Annotated in this window: 28 protein-coding genes; 9 read left to right on the plus strand and 19 right to left on the minus strand. The window is 61.2% G+C overall.

Annotation, left to right across the window (positions count from 1 at the left end; translation table 11 throughout):
• Positions 1-36 precede the first annotated feature (36 nt).
• A complete protein-coding gene (locus tag ACZ881_RS16970) occupies positions 37-756 on the minus strand; it encodes a hypothetical protein (RefSeq protein ID WP_476117210.1) in 720 nt (239 codons plus the stop codon).
• Positions 757-851: 95 nt separating this feature from the next.
• Positions 852-2,240: a replicative DNA helicase gene (dnaB, locus tag ACZ881_RS16975; RefSeq protein WP_017197290.1), complete on the minus strand. Its 1,389-nt coding sequence runs from the start codon at positions 2,238-2,240 to the stop codon at positions 852-854.
• Positions 2,241-2,828: 588 nt separating this feature from the next.
• Here dnaB and ACZ881_RS16980 point away from each other — a divergent pair.
• Together ACZ881_RS16980 and ACZ881_RS16985 are read left to right on the plus strand one after the other, a co-directional pair.
• Positions 2,829-3,296 carry a hypothetical protein gene (locus tag ACZ881_RS16980; protein WP_476117484.1) on the plus strand — a complete coding sequence of 156 codons (468 nt, stop codon included), beginning with the start codon at positions 2,829-2,831 and terminating at the stop codon, positions 3,294-3,296.
• Between the two features lie 7 nt (positions 3,297-3,303).
• Positions 3,304-3,879 (plus strand): hypothetical protein, encoded by a 576-nt coding sequence (locus ACZ881_RS16985; protein ID WP_091464140.1) that lies wholly within the window; start codon positions 3,304-3,306, stop codon positions 3,877-3,879.
• Positions 3,880-3,882: 3 nt separating this feature from the next.
• On the opposite strand, the gene ACZ881_RS16990 is transcribed toward ACZ881_RS16985, so the two are convergent.
• The 5 genes from ACZ881_RS16990 to ACZ881_RS17010 form a co-directional block, all read right to left on the minus strand.
• Positions 3,883-4,239, minus strand: coding sequence for a TFIIB-type zinc ribbon-containing protein (locus ACZ881_RS16990; protein WP_476117212.1), 357 nt, complete (start codon positions 4,237-4,239; stop codon positions 3,883-3,885).
• A gap of 49 nt (positions 4,240-4,288) precedes the next feature.
• Positions 4,289-4,915, minus strand: coding sequence for an FMN reductase (locus ACZ881_RS16995; RefSeq protein ID WP_476117486.1), 627 nt, complete (start codon positions 4,913-4,915; stop codon positions 4,289-4,291).
• A 100-nt stretch (positions 4,916-5,015) separates the two neighbouring features.
• Positions 5,016-5,426, minus strand: coding sequence for an alpha/beta hydrolase (locus ACZ881_RS17000; RefSeq protein ID WP_476117214.1), 411 nt, complete (start codon positions 5,424-5,426; stop codon positions 5,016-5,018).
• Between the two features lie 154 nt (positions 5,427-5,580).
• The gene (locus tag ACZ881_RS17005) at positions 5,581-6,531 is read right to left on the minus strand and encodes an alpha/beta hydrolase (protein WP_476117217.1); all 951 of its coding nucleotides are present in this window, start codon (positions 6,529-6,531) and stop codon (positions 5,581-5,583) included.
• 188 nt (positions 6,532-6,719) lie between these two features.
• On the minus strand, positions 6,720-7,232 hold the full coding sequence (locus ACZ881_RS17010; RefSeq protein ID WP_476117219.1) for an N-acetyltransferase family protein: 513 nt from the start codon (positions 7,230-7,232) through the stop codon (positions 6,720-6,722).
• A gap of 138 nt (positions 7,233-7,370) precedes the next feature.
• Between ACZ881_RS17010 and ACZ881_RS17015 the strand changes: the two genes are divergently transcribed.
• The 3 genes from ACZ881_RS17015 to ACZ881_RS17025 are packed head-to-tail and all read left to right on the plus strand — an operon-like array spanning position 7,371 to position 11,084.
• Positions 7,371-8,810: a GntP family permease gene (locus ACZ881_RS17015; RefSeq protein WP_178994593.1), complete on the plus strand. Its 1,440-nt coding sequence runs from the start codon at positions 7,371-7,373 to the stop codon at positions 8,808-8,810.
• Positions 8,811-8,853: 43 nt separating this feature from the next.
• Complete coding sequence (locus ACZ881_RS17020) at positions 8,854-10,104, plus strand: CaiB/BaiF CoA transferase family protein (protein WP_178994595.1); 1,251 nt, start codon at positions 8,854-8,856, stop codon at positions 10,102-10,104.
• Positions 10,101-11,084, plus strand: a complete 984-nt coding sequence (locus tag ACZ881_RS17025; protein ID WP_476117221.1) for a beta/alpha barrel domain-containing protein — start codon at positions 10,101-10,103, stop codon at positions 11,082-11,084. Before ACZ881_RS17020 ends, ACZ881_RS17025 begins: the two co-directional genes overlap by 4 nt.
• Before the next feature lie 105 nt (positions 11,085-11,189).
• Here the strand turns inward: ACZ881_RS17025 and ACZ881_RS17030 are convergent, their stop codons facing one another.
• The 4 genes from ACZ881_RS17030 to ACZ881_RS17045 all read right to left on the minus strand — a co-directional run bounded on the left by ACZ881_RS17030 (position 11,190) and on the right by ACZ881_RS17045 (position 13,156).
• Entirely contained in the window at positions 11,190-11,639 is a 450-nt protein-coding gene (locus ACZ881_RS17030; RefSeq protein ID WP_178994601.1) for an SRPBCC family protein, read from the minus strand.
• Between the two features lie 79 nt (positions 11,640-11,718).
• The gene (locus ACZ881_RS17035) at positions 11,719-12,012 is read right to left on the minus strand and encodes a DUF4287 domain-containing protein (protein WP_054809004.1); all 294 of its coding nucleotides are present in this window, start codon (positions 12,010-12,012) and stop codon (positions 11,719-11,721) included.
• On the minus strand, positions 12,012-12,602 hold the full coding sequence (locus ACZ881_RS17040; RefSeq protein ID WP_476117224.1) for a hypothetical protein: 591 nt from the start codon (positions 12,600-12,602) through the stop codon (positions 12,012-12,014). The genes ACZ881_RS17035 and ACZ881_RS17040 overlap by 1 nt, the downstream gene beginning before the upstream one ends.
• Entirely contained in the window at positions 12,599-13,156 is a 558-nt protein-coding gene (locus ACZ881_RS17045; RefSeq protein WP_476117226.1) for a hypothetical protein, read from the minus strand. Before ACZ881_RS17045 ends, ACZ881_RS17040 begins: the two co-directional genes overlap by 4 nt.
• 152 nt (positions 13,157-13,308) lie before the next feature.
• Here ACZ881_RS17045 and ACZ881_RS17050 point away from each other — a divergent pair, with 152 nt between their 5' ends.
• Entirely contained in the window at positions 13,309-14,190 is an 882-nt protein-coding gene (locus tag ACZ881_RS17050) for a hypothetical protein (RefSeq protein WP_476117228.1), read from the plus strand.
• 5 nt (positions 14,191-14,195) lie between these two features.
• Here the strand turns inward: ACZ881_RS17050 and ACZ881_RS17055 are convergent, their stop codons facing one another.
• Genes ACZ881_RS17055 through ACZ881_RS17070 form a run of 4 tightly spaced genes read right to left on the minus strand, consistent with a single transcriptional unit; the run spans position 14,196 to position 17,060 of the window.
• On the minus strand, positions 14,196-15,095 hold the full coding sequence (locus ACZ881_RS17055) for a diacylglycerol/lipid kinase family protein (protein ID WP_364308563.1): 900 nt from the start codon (positions 15,093-15,095) through the stop codon (positions 14,196-14,198).
• A gap of 32 nt (positions 15,096-15,127) precedes the next feature.
• Complete coding sequence (locus tag ACZ881_RS17060; protein WP_476117230.1) at positions 15,128-15,883, minus strand: class I SAM-dependent methyltransferase; 756 nt, start codon at positions 15,881-15,883, stop codon at positions 15,128-15,130.
• The gene (locus ACZ881_RS17065) at positions 15,883-16,242 is read right to left on the minus strand and encodes an iron chaperone (protein WP_476117232.1); all 360 of its coding nucleotides are present in this window, start codon (positions 16,240-16,242) and stop codon (positions 15,883-15,885) included. The genes ACZ881_RS17060 and ACZ881_RS17065 overlap by 1 nt, the downstream gene beginning before the upstream one ends.
• A gap of 26 nt (positions 16,243-16,268) precedes the next feature.
• Complete coding sequence (locus tag ACZ881_RS17070; protein WP_476117234.1) at positions 16,269-17,060, minus strand: IclR family transcriptional regulator; 792 nt, start codon at positions 17,058-17,060, stop codon at positions 16,269-16,271.
• A gap of 58 nt (positions 17,061-17,118) precedes the next feature.
• On the opposite strand from ACZ881_RS17070, the gene ACZ881_RS17075 reads away from it, so the two are divergent.
• The 3 genes from ACZ881_RS17075 (at position 17,119) to ACZ881_RS17085 (ending at position 19,923) form a co-directional block, all read left to right on the plus strand.
• Complete coding sequence (locus tag ACZ881_RS17075; protein ID WP_476117236.1) at positions 17,119-17,796, plus strand: ABC transporter ATP-binding protein; 678 nt, start codon at positions 17,119-17,121, stop codon at positions 17,794-17,796.
• A 1-nt stretch (position 17,797) separates the two neighbouring features.
• Positions 17,798-19,330, plus strand: a complete 1,533-nt coding sequence (locus ACZ881_RS17080) for a DUF6297 family protein (protein ID WP_476117238.1) — start codon at positions 17,798-17,800, stop codon at positions 19,328-19,330.
• A 170-nt stretch (positions 19,331-19,500) separates the two neighbouring features.
• Entirely contained in the window at positions 19,501-19,923 is a 423-nt protein-coding gene (locus tag ACZ881_RS17085; protein WP_476117240.1) for a DUF1801 domain-containing protein, read from the plus strand.
• A gap of 130 nt (positions 19,924-20,053) precedes the next feature.
• Here the strand turns inward: ACZ881_RS17085 and rplI are convergent, their stop codons facing one another.
• From rplI to rpsF, 4 genes are all read right to left on the minus strand, one after another.
• Positions 20,054-20,506 (minus strand): 50S ribosomal protein L9, encoded by a 453-nt coding sequence (gene rplI / locus ACZ881_RS17090; RefSeq protein ID WP_024818808.1) that lies wholly within the window; start codon positions 20,504-20,506, stop codon positions 20,054-20,056.
• 18 nt (positions 20,507-20,524) lie between these two features.
• A complete protein-coding gene (rpsR, locus tag ACZ881_RS17095; RefSeq protein WP_003800144.1) occupies positions 20,525-20,764 on the minus strand; it encodes a 30S ribosomal protein S18 in 240 nt (79 codons plus the stop codon).
• Positions 20,765-20,892: 128 nt separating this feature from the next.
• On the minus strand, positions 20,893-21,474 hold the full coding sequence (locus tag ACZ881_RS17100) for a single-stranded DNA-binding protein (RefSeq protein WP_011776754.1): 582 nt from the start codon (positions 21,472-21,474) through the stop codon (positions 20,893-20,895).
• Positions 21,475-21,524: 50 nt separating this feature from the next.
• A complete protein-coding gene (rpsF, locus tag ACZ881_RS17105; protein ID WP_011776755.1) occupies positions 21,525-21,830 on the minus strand; it encodes a 30S ribosomal protein S6 in 306 nt (101 codons plus the stop codon).
• Positions 21,831-22,050 lie beyond the last annotated feature (220 nt).

The raw sequence follows: 22,050 nt of genomic DNA on the forward strand, positions 1-22,050 counted from the left end.
GGACGAGTCAGCGCCAGTAGAGCCCTTTGCTTGTAACTACTTGATGAGCGCTGCGGCTTGATCCAAGAGTGCACCGGCTGCTTCCGGCCCACCTGCTTCGCCGTTATTGCCGGATGCTGTGGCGGAGATCAGCACACCGTCCTTGATCGCATGTGCAGTGAATAGCGTCCCTGTTCTTCCGTCAGGGAAGGCCATAACGGTCTTGAAACTCACCGTTCCGGGTACGGAGCCTATGCCTTCCACCTTCTCGGTGGTAGCGGTTATCGATTGCCCCTCGGCAGAGATTGTCATTCTCCCGCATGCCTCTACCTGGGACTTGCTTGTGTCCAAGCTCGCCTGCAGGACATCGCGTTCCACGCCGGAGGTCAATGCCACAGCGGTCATGAAATCGCCGGTTTTGGCCCGGACGGTGCCTGCAGACGTCGACCCCACGATGGGCTGGTACACGCCGAGCGTGCCCAGATCCTTGCAAGTTGTCGGTTCAATGGCCGCTTGAGTCAGCTCCCGGAGGGGATCGTACTGAGCTACCAACTCTTGACCGGAAACTGCAGCACGGGTGCTGCCATCGGCAGCCTTGATCTGTTTGGCAAATTCCACGAGCTCTTCATTGGTGTACTGCTTAGCGGGGGTCGGCGTTGCTATCGCAGTCTCGCTCGGCGGGGCCGATGCTGGTGCCGCGGTACCGCCACCGCATGCCGTCAGAGCCATGGCTACCAGCGCCGATCCCGCAAATCCGAGCAACAAATTCTTCTTCACTTATTCCCCCAATAATCTCCGTGATGCGCCCGCGGATGCGGACCAAACAACCCTACTGTCCCGGTTCCTCTATCCAGGCCAGGCCACGCAGTCGGCTAGAAGCCGCCACCACCGGCACCTGTTTCGCCAGCCATGTTGGCAAAGCGTGAGTAGTGGCCCTGGAAGGCAACCACTATGTCCTTGGTGGGACCGTTACGGTGCTTGGCGATGAGAATGTCTGCCTCCCCGGCGCGGGGCGATTCCTTGTCGTAGACATCTTCGCGATGGAGCAGGATGACCATGTCGGCGTCCTGCTCGATGGAGCCGGATTCACGGAGGTCCGACACCATGGGGCGCTTGTCCTGGCGCTGCTCGGAACCACGGTTCAGCTGTGACAGTGCGATGACGGGAACCTGCAGCTCCTTGGCAAGCAGCTTCAGGGCGCGGGAGAACTCGGAGACTTCCTGCTGGCGGGATTCAACTTTTTTACCGGAGCTCATGAGCTGGAGGTAGTCGAGGATCACGAGTTTGAGGTCGTGCTGCTGCTTCAAGCGGCGGCACTTGGCACGGATTTCCATGAGGGACATGTTGGGGCTGTCGTCAATAAACAGCGGAGCATCGTTCATGCGGCCCATGGTGGTGGCGATTTTGGACCACTGCTCGTCCTTGATGGTGCCCTTGCGCAGATCCTGCAGTCCAATGGTCGCTTCTGCGGAGAGAAGACGCATGGCGATCTCGTTCCGGCCCATTTCCAGGGAGAACATAACCGTGGCCAGGTTGTTCTTGATGGCCGCGGATCGGGCAAAGTCCAGTGCGAACGTGGACTTACCCACGGCAGGACGGGCCGCGATAACAATCATCTGGCCGGGGTGGAGTCCGTGCGTCAACTCGTCCAGCTCGTAGAAGCCGGTAGGAACGCCCGTCATGCCTTCGCCGCGGTGACCAGACGCTTCAATCTCATCCACAGTGGATTCCATGACGTCCTTCAACGCCACGTAGTCCTCGGCAGTCCGCTTCTCAGCTACCGCGTACACCTCGGCCTGGGCCTGGTTGACGAGGTCTTCCACTTCGCCGTCCTGCCCGTAGCCCATCTGGACGATCTTGGTGCCGGCATTGACCAAGCGGCGCAGCACTGCGCGTTCCGCAACGATCTCGGCATAGTAGCCGGCGTTGGCCGCGGTGGGGACAGTCTGGATGAGCTCGTGGAGGTAGGCCGGACCGCCGATCCGGTTGATCTCACCACGTTTGGTCAGTTCATCTGAGACGGTGACGGCGTCGGCAGGTTCGCCACGGCCGTAGAGATCAATAATGGACTCGTAGATGGTCTCGTGTGCTGGACGGTAGAAGTCGTGCCCACGGACGATTTCGACTACGTCGGCGATGGCGTCCTTGGAGAGCATCATGCCGCCGAGCACCGACTGTTCAGCAGGGATGTCCTGCGGAGGTTTCCGGCTCGAGTCCGAAGCGCGTGAGCCCTCGATTGAGTCCAAGTGCGTAACTGACAAAGCCGTCCTCCATTTGTGTACCGCTGCAGGGTGTACTTCCTGGCGGCCCGTAAAGCGCAGTGTGGCTATAAGGTCCGCCTGGTGCATCCCACGATGTCAGGCAGGTCCGACAGAATAGCCATATCCACAAGTTATCCACAGTCGGTTCCGTGGACCCGTCACAAGCAGTGACTTTATGGGAGTCCGAGAAACCCAGCGCGGGATATTCATGCCCAAAATGGACACTTCAGACACGTTACAGCAGGCGCCGGATACCCCCTGTGGAAAACCTGTGGAACACAAGCTCCACGTTGTGCACAGACTGTGCGTTACCCTGTGGATAGAGAAATTCTTTTACGGGAAAATAGCCTCTGACCTGCGGAAACACTCTTCACAAGCTGTGGACCCAAGAAAGATTTGGGCGGAACTAATCCACAGAGGCCGCATCCCGCTGGGTCATCCGCACGAGGAAAATCATGCTAAACATGCCGAAATTGTGATGCATCTTACAGATGGGGCCTTAATTTGACACATCTCTCTCAGAAGCCTATGCCGGAAGTGGAATGTGCTGTGGATAACCAACTTCTGGCATAAGCTCTAAGCATGGGGATGAACATTAGTGACGTACTGACGATTGTCCTTCCGCTTCTTGTCCTGGTGGGCCTGCTGTGGGCACTCACCGCGGCCTTCAAACCACGCGACACAGGCCTCTCGGACGCCGAGAAGTATCAGCGGGAACTAGCGGCACGTTCCGCTGCGCACCAAGCGTCCCAAGTGCAGGAAGCGCTGGCCCTCCGCGCTCGAATCGAAGCCACTACCAAGCCGAGCCAGAACGTGGCCAGCCAAAGGGAACAGGCCGAGAACGCCAGGACCCCCATCCAAGCCCAGACAGGGCGCCCAGGCGGCCAAACGGGACATCAGCCCGCCGTACTTCCCAATGGTCAGCTGAACCCGCAACTCGCCTTCGAGCTACAGAACCTGGTCCGGAGCGGGAAAAAGATCGAGGCCATCAAAGTCCTGCGCCAAGCCACCCACTCAGATTTACTTACCGCCAAGAACTACGTAGATCGGCTCTGACAACGCCATGGATTCCATCCTCATCCCGCTCCTGATCCTCATTGCGGTCATTGCGGGCGTGCTCCTGCTTATTCGCTCCTTCACCAAGCGCTCGACTGAAAGCAAGGCCAGCATCGCAGCGGCGAATGCACCCAAGGACCCACTGGAGCTGGCACAGGAGTCCGCGGCCAAACTCAACCAGGAGCAGCACCGACAGCTTTACTCGCTCATTGCCCAAGGACAGGGCATGGCGGCGATCAAGCTTTACCTCCAGGCGACTGGAGAGGGCCTACGGGCCTCGCGCAACGCCGTCGGCGCTCTCGCGGCGCACCCCCAGCCGTTCACGCCAGAGGCCACGCCCAAAGACTTGCTTGCCGATGACGACGACGAACCCGAGCGCTTCCCCTACAGGTACAGGGCGATCGTCAGCAAAGGCGATGTCACCCGGGAAGTGAGCAGCAACATGCTCAACGACGAGATCTACGGACGAATCCGGACGCTGGCAAAAAGCGGTGACGTTGAGGGCGCGGCTCTTGCTTTGACGCGCCACTCAGACATCAACATCAAGCAGGCCCGCGAGTTCATCGAGCTCTTGGACGACTAAATACTAGAAGTCAAACAAGTCGCCCAGGAAGCCTTCCTTCTTCTTGCGCTTGCGGCCGTACTGGTCGCGATCGTAGCCGTCGCGACGATCGTTGTCCCTCCGGTCGTAGTCCCGCCTGTCCCTCTCGTCGTACCGCGGCTGTTGGGGCCGCGACTCAAAGGGATTGTAGATGGGTGGCGGCGCGATAGGAGGCTGGGACGGCGCGGCGGCGGGCCGGGCCGGAGCTGGGATGGTTTCCGCCGCGACGCGATCAATGATCTTGTCCAGCTCCCCACGATCCAGCCACACACCCCTGCACTGCGGGCAGTAGTCGATCTCCACGCCGCTTCGTTCGCTCATCACCAGGTCAATGGAATCCACAGGACACTTCATGTTTGCCCCAACGATCGGACCGGGTAATAAGTTCGCCCTATCTGCCTGCTGAGATCCCGGCAAGCAGCTGTTCGAACGGCAGCGACTCGAGCGAGTCGTTCTTGCGGCGTGGCTGCGGCCCGCTCAACAGCTGCACGAGTTCACCCGCGGCCCGGTCTACGCGCACCGAGAGGGGCGAGGCACCGTCGTCGGTATTTCCCCAGTCCTGTGGCCCCGCGAAGACACCGGTAGCCGCGATCCTGGTGCGCAAGTAGCTGAACAGGGGACGCAACGCGTAGTCGAGGACCATCTGGTGGCGGTCGGTGCCGCCCGTAGCCCCAAGCACCACAGCTTTGCCTTCCAACGACTTCGGGTCCAGGACGTCGATGAAGGACTTGAACAGACCACTGTAGGACGCACTGAATACTGGGCTGACCGCGATGATCGCGTCGGAATCCTCGACGCCGGCAATCACGCCCGCAAGGCGCGGTGCGGCATAGCCGGTGACGAAGTTGTTGGCGATGTCCACCGCGAGATCGCGCAGTTCAACAACGTCAATCTTCGCGTCGTACCCTGCCGCGCGCAGTTGCCGCTCAGCGGAGGCGGCCAGCTGGTCGGCCAGCAAGCGGCTCGACGACGGGACGCCGAGTCCGGCGGAAAGTACGGTGATGCGGCGGGTTTCCATGGCATTCTCCTGTTGCTCGTTCATCCAGCTTACATGCGTTTGCATCTAAATCAATGAACAGGGCCGCGCTCCGAAGTATTCCCGGAAGGCCCTGGCGCCCCTAGACCCGAACCAGGAAGGACGCCGTGGCTGCGGCGATCTGCCCTTGAGCCACGTCACGGCCGACAGTGGGTTCACCGTCGCCGGGCTGCGGTCCATAGTTCCCGAAAAACGAATGATTGCCACCTTGGATCTCGACGAACGTGGCATTCAATGGCAGCAAGTCGCGGGAGGCGTCGATCTTAGCTGGCGGACTCAGTCCGTCTTCGGAACCCGAGATGGAAAGGACCTGCAGCCCCGCGCGGTCGCGCATCGAGTCCAACGGGTAGGAGGCGTAGAGGAGCAAACCGTCCACGTCCGGATTGCCCAACGCGAAGGTGCTCGCGCTGACTCCGCCGAGCGAATGACCTCCAACAGTGCAGGCAGGAGCGGATGACCACGCAGCACCGCAGGATTGCCGATCAGCATCCACGCCGGAACAAGGACCAAAACCCCGGCGCATAGGGCCGAAGCCCAGAAGACAACGGACTGGCGCGCGGCAGGAAGGGCCTCAGGGGAGGAAGTCATACATCAATAATAGTTCCATCATGGAGATACTTTGAATTACCCTGCCTTGCTCCCGGCAATTACTGCCTCGGGGCGTGCGTGGAGAGGAAGTCGAATGTCTTGTCTCGCGCCTCGCGCGCCTCGTCGAAGTTCAGGTGGAACTGGTACTCGTGCGGCAGTTCAGGCTCGTGCGTAGCCGGCCAGAAGAGCTCGGTCACCGGGACTCCCGCGTCCTTCAGCCGGTTGCTGTAGGGAACGGACTGAAGCCAGGTGAGACCGTCGCCGTTGCCGCCGCTGATGAACGTCGGCGGGAAGTCGTCGGTCACGAAATCGATGGTTGACATGGTCGCGCCAGCGTACGTAGCGGACCAATCCTTCGTGCCCGTGTATGCCCACAAGGACGTCTTGAAACCCCAGGCGACGATTCCGCTGAGGTCCGCCATGGCCCGAAGGTCGTAGACACCGCAATGCAGGATGGTGGCCGCCAGCTCCGACTTCTGTAGGGCAGGCTGGATTCCCATCAGGTTGGCGTACTCCGGATTAACGGTGAGCGTGGTCATCTGGCTGGCAAGCTGCGCACCGGCAGAGTCGCCAGCCAGGACGATGCGGCCGGTGTCCACGTTCAGCTCGGCGGCATGGGCCTTGATATAGGCAAGGGCTTCATTGATGTCGCCCACAGCCGTGGGATAGGTGGCCTCGGGGGCAATTGGATAACTCATGCCAATGGTGGTGTAGCCCTCGGCCGCAATGATCTGGAGATAGGGATTCACATCTCGCTGTGCCCCGGAAATCCAAGCTCCGCCATGAATCCACACCACGGTAGGAAGTGGCGCAGTAGTGCCTGCCGGACTGAAGACATCGAAGGTGGAACCGGGTTTGTACACGACGCCAGGTTGGGTTTGGAGTGGTGTATCCGGAACGTACGGCGTCATTTCGTCGATGGTTGCCTGCGCCCCGCGCTCAAAAACACTTCGGATCAGCATGGCCGAAGGCCATGGCGTTGCCGAAAGCGCCAGGGCGACGATCAGCACCAGCAAAATCGCCAACTCGAGTTTGCGTTGCCGCGTAGACCGCTTCCTGTGGGTCTTCGAGGGCAATCCCTTTCGGGCCGGCCCACTCTGCCTCGTGCTCGCTTGAATTGATTCCAACGGCCCCATCACACACTCCCCCGGTCGGCGCATCTGAGGACCATGCTAAGGCTGAAGAGCGTCCCCGAGGGTCAGGACAGCGGCCGCGCCGCCTGCAGCAGGACCCCTTCGCCGCCGTCGAACGTTACCGTGTGAAATCCAGGTCCCCGGGCTACCTCGCGAAATCCCCACTTCCGGTGCAAAGCAAGCGACGCCGCGTTTTGCGCGTTGACCACAAACCAAGCGCGGTCAGCCCGCTCCCAAATCCACGCCATACGGGCGCCCGTCAGTTCCGCGGCTACTCCAAGGCGTCGAAAATCCGGCCGCACGGTGACACCGCCCAAATAGTGCCCGGCCAACGCAAGGCCGTCGTCACAGTCCCAGTGGTGGGTTTTGGCCCAACCCACGACGCCGACCCCTCCTCCCGCATTCGCGTCACCTTGCGCTTCGGCGACGACGACGAGACGTGCGGGGTCCGCGACCGCGGCACCGATACTCGCGGCGAATCGCGCGGCGTCAGCGGGTGCCGTGCGCCCGGCATCCAGATCCGCAGCGAGGATGCCAGGTGCGTCGACGGGGCGGGCGGGCCGGATCACAAAGGTCATGTCCTTGAGTCTAGTTTCCGAAAAAGGCTTGCATTATGAGTTCAAACTCATAATATGGGATTAGAGATGTGGCCTGCCTCACGATGCCCGCATCAGATTCAGCCTTCAAAGTGGAAGGCCCAACGATCGGATTTCCCCATGTCAGACATTGCTGTTCTGATCAACACAGCTGTGGCGGTCCTGGCCGCTGTCCTGTTGATCGTCCGCTTCCGGGTCAACCCGGTGATTTCCCTGATCCTCGCGTCCGTTTACCTTGGCCTGGCTGTGGGCCTCGGCGTAGAGGAAACCGTCAAAACCATCACCGGCGGTTTCGGCGAAATTATGGTGGACGTCGGCCTGCTCATCGCTTTCGGCGTCCTGATGGGCTCCATCCTCAATCAGAGCGGCGCGATCCGCAGGCTCGTGGAACACCTCCTCAAAACGTTCGGCCCCAAGCGCCTCCCCTACACCATGGGCCTGGCCATCGGAACGGTTCTGCAGTCGATCTTCCTCGACGTGTTACTGGTCATTTCGGCTCCGCTTGCCCGCAAGTTGGCACCGAAAATCGGCAAGCTCGGCACGGCACGAATGGCTACGGCCATGGCTATTGCGCTGGAATGCGGCATCGTTTTCACCGTTCCCGGCGTCGCCTCTCTCGCGCTGGCCGGCCTCCTGAATGTGCCGCTCGGCAAGATGCTGCTCTTCGGCTTGCTCCTTGTGATCCCCACGATCATCATCTCGATTGCCATCATGACGTTCCTGTTCCGTCGCGGATTCTGGAATGAGGCCAAGGACGAGGACCACACGTTCGTGGCTGAGGAGGACAGCGAAGGCGAGGAACCCGCGGACAATGGCCTGGCATCGACGCCGACCACCAACAGCGAACGTGGCACCACGGCATCAAGCGCCCAGCCTGCCGGCGCAAGTGTCGCCGTCGTCGAACGCGAGCGCAAAGAAGCCCCGCTGCTCCTGCTGTTCGCGCCGCTGCTGACGTCCCTGCTCCTCATTGGTGCCGGGGCCATCCTGGAGATCTTCGAGATTCAGCTCCCTTGGCTGCAGCTCCTCGGTGAGCCCGTGATTGCCCTGCTGATCGGCCTTATCGGCACCTGTTTGGTGACCCGCGCGGCTATAGGACAGAAAAAAGTTGAGGAGGCCATCGCGGTCGGTTTCAAGGAAAGCGGTCAGATCCTGATCCTCACCGGTGTGGGCGGATCGCTGGCCGCAACGGTCGCGGCTGCTGGTCTGGGTGACATTCTGGGCGGATTCTTCTCCGCGAGCACGGTGGCCCCGCTGCTGGTGGTCTGGGCAATCGCTGCAGTGCTGCACATCGCCGTCGGGTCCGTTACTTTGTCTGCCATCACGGCGGCCGGTCTGCTTGCGCCCATCGCTCCAGCCATTGGACTTGACCCTGTACTGCTGGCCCTGGCGGCAGGTGCGGGATCGCTCTTCATGGTTCACGTCACCAGCAACACGTTCTGGCTCCTGCAGTCACTTTTGGGCCAGAGTGTGAGGGGTGCACTCAAATCGGTCACGGTGGGAGTGTCCGTAGCCTCCGTGGTGGCGATCCTCCTGATCCTGCCCATGAGCCTGCTGTTCTGACCGGCCCCGCTTACCGCCTACCCACCACGCACGAAAGAAGACCATGACACACCAAACAATCGCCCCTCTGGACGGCGTCCGGGTCCTGGAACTCGGTAACTACATCGCCGCGCCCACGGCCGGCAGGCTGCTGGCCGACTTCGGAGCTGAGGTCATCAAAGTGGAGCGGCCCGGTACCGGCGACGAACTGCGTAACTGGCGCCTGCACAAGGGCAACACGTCCATGCTCTACCGCACGCTGAACCGCAACAAAAAGTCCGTGGTCCTGGATCTGCGCACGGAGGCAGGCAAGCAGGCTGTGCTGGAACTGGTGGCCAAGTGCGACATCCTGCTGGAGAACTTCCGCCCCGGCACTTTGGAAAAGTGGGGCTTGGGCCCGGAGGTCCTCAATAAAGCCAATCCGGACCTGATCGTCACCCGCATTTCTGCCTTCGGGCAGACCGGGCCATTGTCCGAGCGGCCAGGTTTCGCCGCCGTTGCCGAAGCTTATGGCGGGTTCCGCAACCTCGTGGGCGACCCCGACCGAGCGCCGGTGCGTGTGGGCGTCTCCATCGGGGACTCGATCGCGGGCCTGTACGCCGCCTTCGGCTCCATGATGAGCCTGTACCAGCGTGAAGCGCGACGCCGGGACTCGGCCGGCGCGGTGCCGCTCACCGAGCGCATCATCGACGTCGCGCTGAATGAGGCCATGTTTTCCATGATGGAATCGCTGATCCCGGACTATCAGGCCTACGGCGTGGACCGGCAGCGTGTTGGTGGCCGGATGGAAGGCATCGCACCTTCCAACGCGTACGTGTGCAAGGACGGTGCGAGCATCGTGGTCGCCGGCAACGGTGACTCGATTTACCAGCGCTACATGCAGACAATCGGCCGCCCGGACCTCGCAGAGGACCCTTCCCTGCAAACGAATGCCGGGCGCTGGGCGAAACGCGAAGAACTGGATCAGGCAATCGGCGAGTGGGCAGCGACACTTTCAGGAGCTGAAGCCCTGGCAGCTCTCGAAGCCGCCGGTGTCCCCGCCGGCCCCATTTACACCGCGGCCGATATCAGCACAGACACCCAGTACGCCGCGCGCAACATGATCCAGAAATTCGACGTTTCCACAGGCGAGGAAGTCCTCCCCGGCGTCGGATTCCCGGGCATTGTTCCGGTGATCGGGGACCAGTCCCTGCCCATTCGGAACCTGGGCCCGGACCTGGGCGAAAACACGCAAGAAATCCTTGGCGGACTCCTGAACATGGATGCCGCACAGATTGATGCGGCTTCCGGCCGCGAGGAGGCCCTCCGACCATGAACCGCTTTGAAAGCCCCCTTGCCTCAACGCTGGGCAACGTTCTCTTGCGGGACGTCACCCTGCGCGACGGACTCCAGCTCACCGGCAAGCTCCTACCTGCGGAGCAGAAGATCGAGACCGTACGGGAACTGCTGCGACTGGGAGTGCCCGCGATCGAGCTGGGTTCCATGGCCCGCGCAGACCTGGTCCCCACCATGGCCAACACGCTGGAAGTGGTCCAAGCCCTCACCCCTGAGGAACTGGAAAAATGCTGGATTTGGGTGGCGACACCGGGCCACGTTGCCAAGGCATCCGCCGCCGGAGCGCGGAACTTCCAGTACTGTTTGTCTGCCTCGGATTCGCACAACAGAGCGAACATCGGGCGGACTACGGACGAGAGCTTGGCTGCCTTGCCTGAGGCCGTCGAGTACGCGCGAGCTGTTGATGGCCAGATCCAACTGTGCATTGCCACGTCCTTCACCTGCCCGTTCGAGGGTTACGTTCCGGAGGAGCGCATACTCTCCATCGCCAACGATCCCCGCGCCGAAGGCACCACGGACATCGTCATCTGCGACACCCTGGGGCAAGCCGTGCCTGCGCAGGTAGCGCGGCTCATCTCCCGCGTGCGCGACGAGTCCCCTGCCCGGCGGATCGTGTACCACGGACACGACACTTGGGGCCTGGGCGTGGCAAACACGCTCGCCGCCATCCAAGCGGGTGCTGCCATGGTGGACGGCGCCCTCGGTGGCTTGGGCGGTTGCCCATTCGCGCCGGGTGCCAGTGGCAACACTTCCAGCGAAGACATCTTGTTCGCGACCCGTCCTGGGTGGCTCAGTCCGGACGTCTTCGGCAAGCTGGTGGCGCTTTCGGAAAAGCTGCTGGCCGAACTGGGCGAACCGAACCGCTCCAAGGCAGCCCAGGGAGCTCGTTCCAAAGCTGAGGCCTTTGACTGGGTCATGCCAGTTTCCGCTAATCAGCCAGCCTCCGCTGGAGGCAACTGACCATGGGGCACCATTTTCTGGTCACCACGGCCATCCCCGGACCCGGCCTCCAGTTGCTGTCCGACGCCGGCGAGTGGGCTGTCGGCAGGGCTCTCGCTTCCGCCTTTAGTTCTTCCGGCCAGCCCCGCCCGCAGCCATGAGTTCAAGGCGCCTGAGGGTCTCACGGTTTCGTACGGAAATCATGGGATCCCGCAGGGCTTTGGGCACCACTTTTCCTGGCCCACGCACGGCATCCTCGGCAATGGAGACGCGGCATTGATGGCCTCCGAGGTCCTCGAGGGTGATCAGCACCTTTGCCTCGCCCAAGGGCCACCCCCTGGCGAGAAGCTCCAACTTTTGGCCAGGTTCCATGCTTGTCACCCGGGTACTGTCATCTATGAGAAAAGGCCAAGAGCCCACGGAATGGTGCAACTTTGCGCCAACCTGCGGCCACTGCTCATCCACGGCGCGGATTCTTGAGGCACCCACAACCCAGCCGGAATAGAGCCAACCATCCTCGATGACCTTCCAAACGTCAGCGGCAGGGGATTTGAACAGCTGCGTCACGGTAGACATGGCGATCCTCTCTGCGTGCACATCATAAAATGGCTTGACACTAAGCTAAGCATGCTTAGTGTTGGCTCGCCAGCACGTTTCAGGGAGTTGGTTTGCTGGCCTTGCCATCCAGCCAGAGCGTATCGGAATCGTCTCGGTGGGTCCCGTCCGATCCCACGTGTTTGCTGTCGATCTTTGGCCCTTTCTTGATGACGTGCACCAAAGCCATGCCGTGACCACGGCCAAGATCGTAGTCAGCCTTGAGCCATTCAAGGATGGTCCCGGCTTTAACCGAAGGGTCGTTGAATCCCTTGGTTTCCGCAATTTCAACCAGTTGCCGCGGTGTGAGCCCGGTTTTGTCTTCAATAGCGTCGAGGTAAGCCTGGAATGACATCAGTGTCGCCTTTCGTTTTTAACGATATCGACGAGCCTATCCAAAGACTCAGGGCTCGCGGCGAGTTCCACCTTGCTTCCGTCCGCCAGCAGGGTAATGGCTCGAAACCCGTAGGCCGGCATGTACTTGCGGTCCTTCCCGCTGATTTTCCGGCGCTCCGGGATAAGTTCCTTTACACTGAACTCCGTCGGGCGTCCCGACGGCTCCAAACTGTCGTAAACGGCAGGCTGGAATCGGATGGTGCCAGCGGCGGGAGCTGCGATGCCTTGGTTCCAGATGCCGCTGAGCGAACCTGGAAGAGAGTCGGGGTAACGAATAAAGGCCCTGAATTGGCCGTCTTTCTCCAGACGCTGTTTGGTCTTAAGTACATTCCGAATCTGGAACAGCGCCAGCAGGACGTAAACCACCGTGTTGATGAATGCTATGAGCAGGGCATCCATCAGGTCTTTGGAGCCGATGAGGAACCAGGTAGCAGTCGTGAACACCAGGAAGATGAAGTAACCAAACGCCAGCGCCAGATACGGATGCTGCCGAACCCACTTCCTCATGCCTGACCTTCCATCGAGGCGGCGTTCATTGCCAGGGCTCATCCGACCCGCGCCCGGTCCAGAGCAGCCATGAGTCCGTCAGTATCGCTAACGTCGTAGAAGGCCACCGTTTGGCCCATCCCAAGGCTGAAGATGTCCAGCCCGGTGTTTTGGTACATACCCATAAGGCCCGCCAGGCCCTGGTATCCAAAAGTCACGCTGATGTGCCTGCCGTTCCTGGACCGGTCCACCTTGGTTGGCATACCCATGACAGGAGAATCCGCTACGGACCTCTCTCCCGTGCGGACTATCGCTCGCGAACTTGTCAGCGCATAAACCGTGGAAATTTTCCGGCGTTTTTTGATAACGAAACGCCCAAAAATAAAATAGAGTCCCACGAGAACAAAAGGTATACCCCAGATCATGAACAGTGGTTGCCTAACTGCCGTAATGGCAAGTACTTCCCAAACGACGGCGAACCCTCCCCAAAGGACGCTGAACGGAATGAGGAATGCATCAGCCCTCGTGAAGTGGACCCGCGGATCAGGCTGCCCAACCCAGAACAATTGCTCGCCCTCGCGGAGAACCGGAAGAATTCTGCTTCGTGGATCATTCATGCCTCGAATTCTTGCACAGCCATGCCAAACCAACGGGGAATGCCAGAACTGCGTCCGGAGCACATATGACAGGCGCTCCAACAAACCAGGGAATGAAACACTGCCGGCGTCGTTTGTACCGCGCAACTTAGCGGCGCCCCTACACTGATGGCATGATGACCCGGACGTGGCGTTCGCTTGCGGCGGGTTTTGCCCTCGCCATGGCCATGCCGTTTGTGGGCGCATGCGACTCCGGCGAAGCCGGCACGCAACCCACCACCGCAACTGCACAGCCCATCACCGTGGAGGTCAACCAATCAAGGGACCAATACGGCAAGCAAGCCATCGAAATACAGCTCACCAACACCACGGATTCGACCCTCACAGTGACCAGCGCCCGGCTCCACTCTCCCCTATTCGAAGGAGACATATCCTGGCAGCCGTCGGCGGGCAGCCTTGAGTTACCACCCCGTCAGCCCAAGAGCCTTCCTGCTGACTTGCCTACGGCCTCCTGCGGAAGATCAGAGGGAGAGTCACTGGAACTTGAGGCCACGGTCGGCTACGCGGCGCCGGGCAAGGATCCTGTGAAGGAGAACACCAGCGCCTCAGATCCCTTCGGCATCCTGGCCAGGAACGCCGGCGAGCTATGCATTGCAGCGGAAGCATCCGAGGTCGCAACCATAGTCTTAGACCCCCGACTTGAGGTGGCTGCGGACGGTCGCACCGCCGTCGTACGCCTGATCATCACGCCAGCCACGCCGGGAACTGACGCGCAAAGCCTCACTATTGAGGCGATCGACGAAACCACGTTACTGGCCCAATCCCCCGCTGCCCCCTGGCCCAGGAACGTCCTCCTGGGCACGGCCAAGCAAGAGCTGCCACTGACCATCCGGCCCGCCCGTTGTGATCCGCATGCTGTAGCGGAAGACAAGGTGGGGACCCTCCTGCCTTTGAGAATCAAGGTGGGAGAACGGCAGGGTCTGCTGAAGATCGCGGCGCCGGACGAACTGCGAGGCCGGATCTACGACTTCGTCACCACGTCCTGCGCCAGCTAACGGGCCTAACCGAGGGTAGCCAAGGCACGGGGAGCGCACTCCACTGTGACCTTGACGTTGGCTTCAACGGACTTCACTTCGCCGTCCATTTGGTACGGCAACGGTTTGAGCGTGGTGAATTCGTAGCTACTCACACTCGGCTGATCACCCAGGCCTTGGGTGGTGGCTTTCAATGCAGTCAGGAGAGTGCGCCATTTAGGCATGTGCGGGAAGACGATCACCTCGAATTTCCCATCAGAGGGGTGGTCCTCCGCTTCGCTCAACGTGGCGTACTTGGCCATTTCATTGATGTTGGCGAAGACAAGACTGTCGAACTTTCGGCGCTTCCCGTCAGCCAAGCGGATGCCAAAAGGCTCGAACTTGGAGAAGGTCTGAATAACAGTGACCATTTCCTTGAGAGCACCTTTGCTGCCCTTTTCGAGTTCAGTGGCAACCACCGGGGTGAGGCCGAAGCCGATATAAGAGTGGGCGTATTCAAGAGGCTCATTCTCTTTTTGGCCCGTGTGAATCCGGAGAAGGTCAATGTTATGGACATGCCCCTCTGCGATGGCCTCTTCCAAAGGTTTAGTCGCGATGATCCGGCTATGGTCGTTCGCATTGCCGGCGGCCCTGACCGCGCAGACGGCCCTCGGGTTGCCGGCCTGCATCACACCGTTGACCACCTCGTTGTAGCCGCCATCGCCGCTCACCGAGACCACCAGGACGTCGCCGCCCTTTGAGGCCGCTTCGCGTGCCAAGTCCACCGCATGCCCGGCGTGCTCCGTGGGCTGAAGGGTGATTTCGGGCTGATACGTCAGCATCTCCTTCAGCCTGTCGTGCAGTTGCTGCGCCAGCTCAGGCGCGTCCCCGGTGCTGTTGGGATTGAAGATGATGACAATCGACTCAAAGGTCCGTGCAGAATCCATGCGTGCTCCTCCTAGTTGCGCCCGCTTAAGTTCTACCCAATGCGCTGGGCGTCAATCAGGTGCCGGGTGGAGTGAGCGATGAAGGGGCGGCCAGCTCTCATTTGTTCGTCCAGCTCCTTGAGTTTGTCACGATAGCCCTCAACGGAGAAGTCGGGGACCCACCACACGCACTTACGCAGGATCCACACCACCGCGCCGACGTCGAAGAACTCCATACGGCAGCGGGCAGTCCGGAGGTCCCTTACGGTCAGACCGGCAGCTTCCGCGGCAGCTGACTCCGCCTGCGGGTCGCGGCCCTTTCGCTGTACCGGCAGCGGACCGAGGAAGTGCTCAATGAGTTCAAACGCCGACGCCGGGCCAACATGTTGGGCGAAATAGTGGCCACCGGGGGCCAACACGCGGTGGATTTCATTCCAGTCCGGCCGAACGGGGTGCCGGGCTGTGACCAATTCAAAGGAGTGGTCAGGGAACGGCAACGGTGCATCGGTGGTTGCTTCCACGACTTCCACGCCGCGTGGACCGAGCCTTTCAGCAGCCCGCCGGGCGTTGGGCGGCCATCCCTCGGTGGCCACCATCCGTTCGGGAAACTTTCCTGCCTCCGAAAGCACCTCTCCCCCACCGGTATCAAGATCCAATGCACTCCGGACGGAGGCAAGACGCCCGGCAAGCAGCTTCGCGAACCCCCAAGGCGGCCTTTCTTCGGTGGCCCGCCCCTCCAGCCAATGGAACCCCCACCCGGTCACATCCGCTTCGTCAGCCTCGTTCACCAGGGTTTCGAAGTCCCTCATCAGTGCCCCATCTTTTTCTCTGCCGCGAGCTGGGCAGCAACTTTAGCTATCAAATCGAAAGGAATTGCCTTGGCCAGCGGAAATTTCAAGGTCCCCTTGCCTGACAGGTACGGGCCCAGTTCCGTGGCTAGGCCTTCATCACCCCGAGGGACCGGATAGACAGAGATGTGGTGCGCCCAAGCAGCGAAATACACCACGTAGTGCCCGCCAATGGTGATGGTGGGGATGCCGTAACTGATCATCTCCCCGGCATCCGGCACGGCGGCGTGGATGGTTCGGCGGATTTCATGGAGGACCTGCTGAGTGGCCACCGGCTGGACGGAGATATACGCGTCCACTGTTGAGGACTTCTCAGGCATCGTCATTCTCCCTAGGGTTTGAGGATTCAGCTCTCGCCGGGGAACCGGCCACCGATGAGCCTGGTCATGTGCTCGGCTGTAGCGAGAAGGGGTTCCACCCAGGCCTCGCACGTCTCCAGCGGCATCCGAAGAGTCGGTCCGCTGATGGTTAAGGCTCCCACCAAGCCAGCGGCTGAATCGAAAACAGGCGCAGAAAGGCCTGACGCGCCGTCTTCCCTCTCGCCCACAGTGATCGCGAACCCGTCCGCATGGGTCTTCTTCACCGCGGCTTCCAGTTCCTCGGAGCTGGTGATGGTGTAGTCGGTGATGGACTCCAAGGGATCCCGCAGGACAGCCTCCATCAGTTCAGGAGACCATGCGAGCAGAACCCTGCCTGCAGAACCTGCATGAAGCGGGACAATCTTGCCCAAGTGCATTTCGCGGCGCAGAGCGTGATGGGTATCGGCCATGGCGACACAAACCCGGTAGTGCTGCTCGGCTTTGAAGAAGCATGCGGTCTCGCCGGTGGTGTCGCGCAGGGTCTTGAGCAGCGGACTCAGGATGTCCACAACCTCCATCCCCCGGGTTGCGGGCGCGGCCCAGTACGCCATCCGCATTCCGATGCGGTAGGCGTCCCCCTCGCGGTCAAGGAAGCCCTGGGAGGTCAAATTCGTGACCAGTCGCTGCACCGTGGACGTGGGCATGCCGGTGAACTCACGGATGTCAGCCAACTGAAGCACCGGCTTGGACAAGGAAAAGGCATCCAGGATGGACGTGATCTTGCCCAGGACAAGCAAAGGGTTGCCGTTGGCCCTCGCGGAAGCATCGGATGCTGACATATGACTCACGCTAAACGGTGCAGCGGGGTCGCGCCAATCCCGCGGGTAGGGTTGCACCATGGGGACAGTTTTGGAGGCCGAAGGCCTGTTGGTCGGCTATGCCGGAGCTCCGGTTTGCGGGGAAGTTTCCGCATCGGTGGACGCGGGCGAAGTCTTGGGAATCGTCGGCGTCAACGGCGCAGGAAAGTCCACGGTAGCCCGGACCATCGCGGGGCGACAGGCGTCCCTGTCCGGCGATGTGAAGGTCCACGGCCTCCTCATCGATCCGGACGCCGTGCCGTTCCGCCGGCAAGTCTCCGCCGTTTTCGACGACGACCTCTTCTTCCCGTCCCTTACCGTCCGCGAGCACTTGCTCCTCATCGCCCGCGGGCACTCCCTGGATGACCCCGAAGCGCGCGTTGAGGAAGAACTGGAATTATTCGGGCTCCAGGGCAGGGCCCACGCCATCCCCGATGCCTTGTCTTCCGGCCAACGCCGCAGGTTGCTGCTAGCCGCTGGACTTATCCGGCCGTCATCGCTGCTGATCCTGGACGAGCCGGAACAGCGGCTTGATCCCCGGATGCGCGTAGCCATTGGCGAAAGGATCGCAGACCATGCAAAGGACGGCGGAGCGGTAGTGCTGGTCACCCATGATCCCCAACTGCTGCTCGCCACGGCTTCCACCTGTTTGGTCATTGACGAGGAAGTCCGGGAGTTCGATCCGGAGCAGGGGGCCTCGATCATTGCAGGGTCCTGACATGCTCGCCCTCGAACGTTCCCCGCAGAATCGGGAGCTGGCCTCTGAGATTGTCCGATTCACCCGCCGGTCCGCCAGACGCTACAAACGCAGCCGAACCTCGTGGGGAGACCTCGTCGTCGATGCCTACAGCTGGGGACTCGGCATTGGTGTGGCACTGACTATTGCCGCCTCCTTCGTTCTTGCGTTGCGCAACGAAATCGCGGACCGGGCATCAACGGCCAACAGCATCATCCGGGCACCATGGCTCGTCCTGCCGGAATCCCTGCTGTGGACATCCATCACTTTCGCGGCCCTTCTCGTCATCAGCAACCTTGCACGGAAGCTTGGACCGATGACCGTCAACGGCGCAGAGAGCACCTGGTGGCTGACGCTTCCCGTTGACCGCCGCCCCATGGTCCTGCCGCCCTTCGTCCGCAAAGTCGCACTAACTGCAGCTGGCTCGGCCACCATCTACCTGCCCTTCAGCATGGTGACTGCCGATGGCCGCGCGCCCCTCGAACACGTTCTTACTTCCCTCACCTTCGGCGCGGCCGGCGCTATCGCGGTTGTTCTGGCAGCCGTACAGCAGCTTGGTTTACTGGGCCCCCGGCTAGGCAAGGCGATTGCGGCCACTGTACTTCTTGCGTGCTCCGTCCTTCCAGCGTTGCCTTCCTCCCCGTGGCCAACAGCGCTGGTGTCAGTCGCCGCCGTCGGACTCTGTGCCGTGGTGGTGCCACGCGCCGGTCAGGTGCGGGGTGAAGAGCTGGTTCGCGGCGGCGCCGTCGCCGGCCACGCGGGTGCGTCTTTGTTCATGATGGATCCCAACGAGTTGCTTCGAGCACTTGGTGTGAACCGTAACAGTGTCGACGGCGGCAGGGCAGCCAGGTTCTACGCCCGGCCTTCGCGCGGCGCGCTTCGGGCGCTGATCCGCGCTGATGTGGTCGCTTTTCTGAGGCTCAATCCCCGACTGGTGCCGCCAATTCTGTGGCTCGTTGCCTGTACCGCGATACTGCTCGTGGAAGGCGGGCTGCCCGAGTTCGCACAGTTGGCGGTGATCGTGATCTCCGGATGCGCAACGGCTTCCGGCATGGGGAGTGTGGCCCGCAAGACGGCGCTCGTTCCTGAGCTCGACGCGCTATTGCCGCTGCATCCCGCCCTGGTGAGGACCAGTCGCGCGCTCATGCCGTGCTTGGCAATGGCTGTGTGGATGGGCGTGCTGAGCGGACTTTTGGTTCTCTTGGGTGCGGCGAATCCCTGGTTGATAGGCGTCGGCGCCCTCGCAGGTGTGGGCATGGGTGCGGGGACGCTCCGGGCAGCCACCAGGACCCCGCCGGACTGGACCGCGCCTCCGGTTGAGACGCCGTTCGGTCCGGTTCCACGTGCTCAGCTGGGCTCACTGATGCGCGGGCTGGACGTGACCATCCTGGCCATGGTCCCCGTGCTGCTCGCCTTGTACCTCGGCCACGTGCCGACGTCCGTCATCATTATTCAGGCGGTCTTCAGCGCCGGCATCTTCCTGGTGGTGGTCCTGTCGCGAGCGAAACGCATCTGACTGGCAATTGCGGCTGCTCGGAGGGCCTCGTTCCGGCCGCTGGCCGATCAGCCACTGAGCCGCTCCGGCATTGAAGCTGCCCCTCACCGGGTCCTCCACCATGGCGTCGCCCGGAATGCTGGCCGATTTTTCTGCTGACGCACCCGTCCCGCGTCTGCCAAACTACCCCTATGGCAGAGAACAAGACCCAGCCCACGGACGTCTCCGTGGAAGAATTCCTGGCCGCCGTGGAGAACCCGAAGCGGCGCGAGGACGGCTTTGAACTGCTGGAAATGATGCGCGACATCACCGGCAAGGAAGCCGTCATGTGGGGGCCGTCGATCGTCGGCTTCGGCAGCTATCACTACAAGTACGACAGCGGCCGCGAAGGCGACGCCGCCGCCGTCGGATTTTCACCGCGCAAGGCCAGCCTGGTGCTCTACGGCCTCACCGAAGGTCCCGACGCAGACCGTCTGCTCCCGGAACTTGGCAAGCACAAGGCCAGTGCCGCGTGCCTTTACGTGAACAAGCTGGACGACGTGGACCGCGACACCCTGGCCGAGATGATCCGCGCCCGGTATAAGCACGTGATGGAGGAGTTCCACACGCCATAATCTCGCGCCGAGATGGCATTTCACACCGATGTTGAGCGCCAACATTGGTGTTAAGTGCCAACTCGGCGCAAAGAAAAAAGACCCCCGCCGCCGGAATCCGGTAGCGGGGGCCTTCAGATGCAGTCAGAGACTACTTGCTGGCTACGACCTCGAGGTCGATGACAGCAGAAACATCCTCGTGCAGGCGAACGTTAGCCGTGTACGAACCGACAGACTTGATGTGGTTCGGCAGTTCAACGTTGCGCTTGTCGATGGCGCCGAGGCCAGCGGCCTCAACAGCAGCAGCGACATCAGCAGGCTTGACGGTGCCGAAGAGACGACCGGACTCGCCGGCCTTCACCTCGAGCTTGACCTTCTTGGAGGACAGAGCCTGGGCCTGTGCCTGTGCAGCTTCAACAGAAGCGTGCGCACGAGCGGCGCGAGCAGCCTTGATGGACTCAACCTGCTTCTCGCCACCCTTGCTCCAGGTCAGAGCGAAGCCGCGGGGCAGCAGGAAGTTACGTGCGTAACCGTCCTTCACCTCGACGACATCGCCAGCAGCACCGAGACCGGTTACTTCGTGGGTCAGAATGAGCTTTGCCATGTTAGTTAATCCCTTCCCTTAGCCGCGGCCAGCGCCGGAGTAAGGCAGCAGAGCAACTTCGCGGGCGTTCTTGATTGCCTGGGCGATCTTGCGCTGTTCCTGAACGGTAACGCCAGTGACGCGACGAGCGCGGATCTTTCCGCGGTCAGAGATGAACTTGCGCAGCAATGCTACGTCCTTGTAGTCGATGACAGTGATGTCAGCGGCCTTCAAGGGGTTGGACTTTGGTTTGGGCTTACGGAGTTCAGCCTTAGCCATCGTGGAGCTCCTATTCTATGGAGCCCGTGGATATTGATCCACGGGATGGTGGTGTTCGACGGCGGTTGTCGCCATGGTGCCTTTCGGCTCTTCCGGCGAGCGTCCGGCGTCGGACGTTTATTTGGTGTTTAGAAGGGAGGTTCGGAATCCGGGCCGTTGCCCCAGCCGCCAGCGTTGCTGACACCGGGCGTAGCCCAAGGGTCATCCTGCTGTTGTGCGGGCTGGTTGCCGCCCCAGGTTCCACCGGAATTGCCGCCGCCCTGGTTTCCACCAGGAGCGCCACCTCCGAAGCCACCGGAATTACCGGCGTTACCGCCACCGAAGCCACCCTGGCCACCGCCGGAGCGCTGGGTACGGTTGACCTTGGCGTTTGCGTAACGCAGGCTCGGGCCGATTTCATCGACCTCAAGCTCGATTACGGTGCGCTTCTCGCCTTCTTTAGTTTCGTAAGAACGGCTCTTCAAACGGCCTGAAACGATGACGCGCATACCCTTGGTGAGGGACTCGGCCACGTTCTCGGCTGCTTCGCGCCATACCGATGCGCGGAGGAACAGGGTTTCCCCGTCCTTCCACTCATTGGACTGGCGGTCAAAGGTCCGGGGAGTAGAAGCGATGGTGAAGTTCGCTACTGCTGAGCCAGACGGGGTAAACCGCAGCTCGGGGTCATTGGTGAGATTACCGATGACCGTAATAGTGGTTTCGCCTGCCACCTACTGCCTCCTTGTTCGTTCCTTCGGGGTAAAGATCTGGAAGGGGCTGATTACTCAGCAACGACCTTCTGGTCTTCAGGGCGGATGATCTTGGTGCGCATGATCGTCTCGTTGAGAGACAGCTGGCGATCAAGTTCCTTGGCGGTAGCCGGTGCTGCGGTGAAGTTCACCACGGCGTAGATACCTTCGGACTTCTTCTTGATGTCGTACGCCAGACGGCGACGGCCCCAGATGTCTACCTTTTCGATGGTTCCACCATCGGTGGTGATGACATTGAGGAACTTCTGAAGCGACGACTCTACGGTACGCTCTTCGACCTCGGGGTCGATGATTACCATCAATTCGTAAGGACGCATATGTGAACCCACCTCCTTTGGGCTAAGCGGTTACGGTATTTCCGTAACAGGAGGTTCATTTGCGATGCTGCGTTGGCGCTCCCCGGCCGCAAAACACGGCAAGAGGGCGTAACACAGACTTCAATATCTTAGTGCATCTCCTGCACTCAAAGCTATTCGGCGGGGTAGTCGGCCGGAACCGGTCAGGTTACGTATGTGGATAACCTGGCATCGCAGCACG

The sequence above is a fragment of the Paenarthrobacter sp. TE3676 genome (genome assembly GCF_056279165.1).

Coding starts and splice junctions, on each gene's coding strand:
- ACZ881_RS17060 (WP_476117230.1), bottom strand. CDS start 15,883: ATGAGGGACTTCGAAACCCTGGTGAACGAGGCTGACGAAGCGGATGTG.
- ACZ881_RS17020 (WP_178994595.1), top strand. CDS start 8,854: ATGACACACCAAACAATCGCCCCTCTGGACGGCGTCCGGGTCCTGGAA.
- rpsF (WP_011776755.1), bottom strand. CDS start 21,830: ATGCGTCCTTACGAATTGATGGTAATCATCGACCCCGAGGTCGAAGAG.
- ACZ881_RS16980 (WP_476117484.1), top strand. CDS start 2,829: ATGAACATTAGTGACGTACTGACGATTGTCCTTCCGCTTCTTGTCCTG.
- rpsR (WP_003800144.1), bottom strand. CDS start 20,764: ATGGCTAAGGCTGAACTCCGTAAGCCCAAACCAAAGTCCAACCCCTTG.
- ACZ881_RS17015 (WP_178994593.1), top strand. CDS start 7,371: ATGTCAGACATTGCTGTTCTGATCAACACAGCTGTGGCGGTCCTGGCC.
- ACZ881_RS17055 (WP_364308563.1), bottom strand. CDS start 15,095: ATGGATTCTGCACGGACCTTTGAGTCGATTGTCATCATCTTCAATCCC.
- ACZ881_RS17040 (WP_476117224.1), bottom strand. CDS start 12,602: ATGAGCCCTGGCAATGAACGCCGCCTCGATGGAAGGTCAGGCATGAGG.
- ACZ881_RS17075 (WP_476117236.1), top strand. CDS start 17,119: ATGGGGACAGTTTTGGAGGCCGAAGGCCTGTTGGTCGGCTATGCCGGA.
- ACZ881_RS17065 (WP_476117232.1), bottom strand. CDS start 16,242: ATGCCTGAGAAGTCCTCAACAGTGGACGCGTATATCTCCGTCCAGCCG.
- ACZ881_RS17035 (WP_054809004.1), bottom strand. CDS start 12,012: ATGTCATTCCAGGCTTACCTCGACGCTATTGAAGACAAAACCGGGCTC.
- ACZ881_RS17045 (WP_476117226.1), bottom strand. CDS start 13,156: ATGAATGATCCACGAAGCAGAATTCTTCCGGTTCTCCGCGAGGGCGAG.
- ACZ881_RS17030 (WP_178994601.1), bottom strand. CDS start 11,639: ATGTCTACCGTGACGCAGCTGTTCAAATCCCCTGCCGCTGACGTTTGG.
- ACZ881_RS17070 (WP_476117234.1), bottom strand. CDS start 17,060: ATGTCAGCATCCGATGCTTCCGCGAGGGCCAACGGCAACCCTTTGCTT.
- ACZ881_RS17085 (WP_476117240.1), top strand. CDS start 19,501: ATGGCAGAGAACAAGACCCAGCCCACGGACGTCTCCGTGGAAGAATTC.
- ACZ881_RS17025 (WP_476117221.1), top strand. CDS start 10,101: ATGAACCGCTTTGAAAGCCCCCTTGCCTCAACGCTGGGCAACGTTCTC.
- ACZ881_RS16995 (WP_476117486.1), bottom strand. CDS start 4,915: ATGGAAACCCGCCGCATCACCGTACTTTCCGCCGGACTCGGCGTCCCG.
- ACZ881_RS17050 (WP_476117228.1), top strand. CDS start 13,309: ATGATGACCCGGACGTGGCGTTCGCTTGCGGCGGGTTTTGCCCTCGCC.
- ACZ881_RS17080 (WP_476117238.1), top strand. CDS start 17,798: ATGCTCGCCCTCGAACGTTCCCCGCAGAATCGGGAGCTGGCCTCTGAG.
- ACZ881_RS17010 (WP_476117219.1), bottom strand. CDS start 7,232: ATGACCTTTGTGATCCGGCCCGCCCGCCCCGTCGACGCACCTGGCATC.
- rplI (WP_024818808.1), bottom strand. CDS start 20,506: ATGGCAAAGCTCATTCTGACCCACGAAGTAACCGGTCTCGGTGCTGCT.
- ACZ881_RS16985 (WP_091464140.1), top strand. CDS start 3,304: ATGGATTCCATCCTCATCCCGCTCCTGATCCTCATTGCGGTCATTGCG.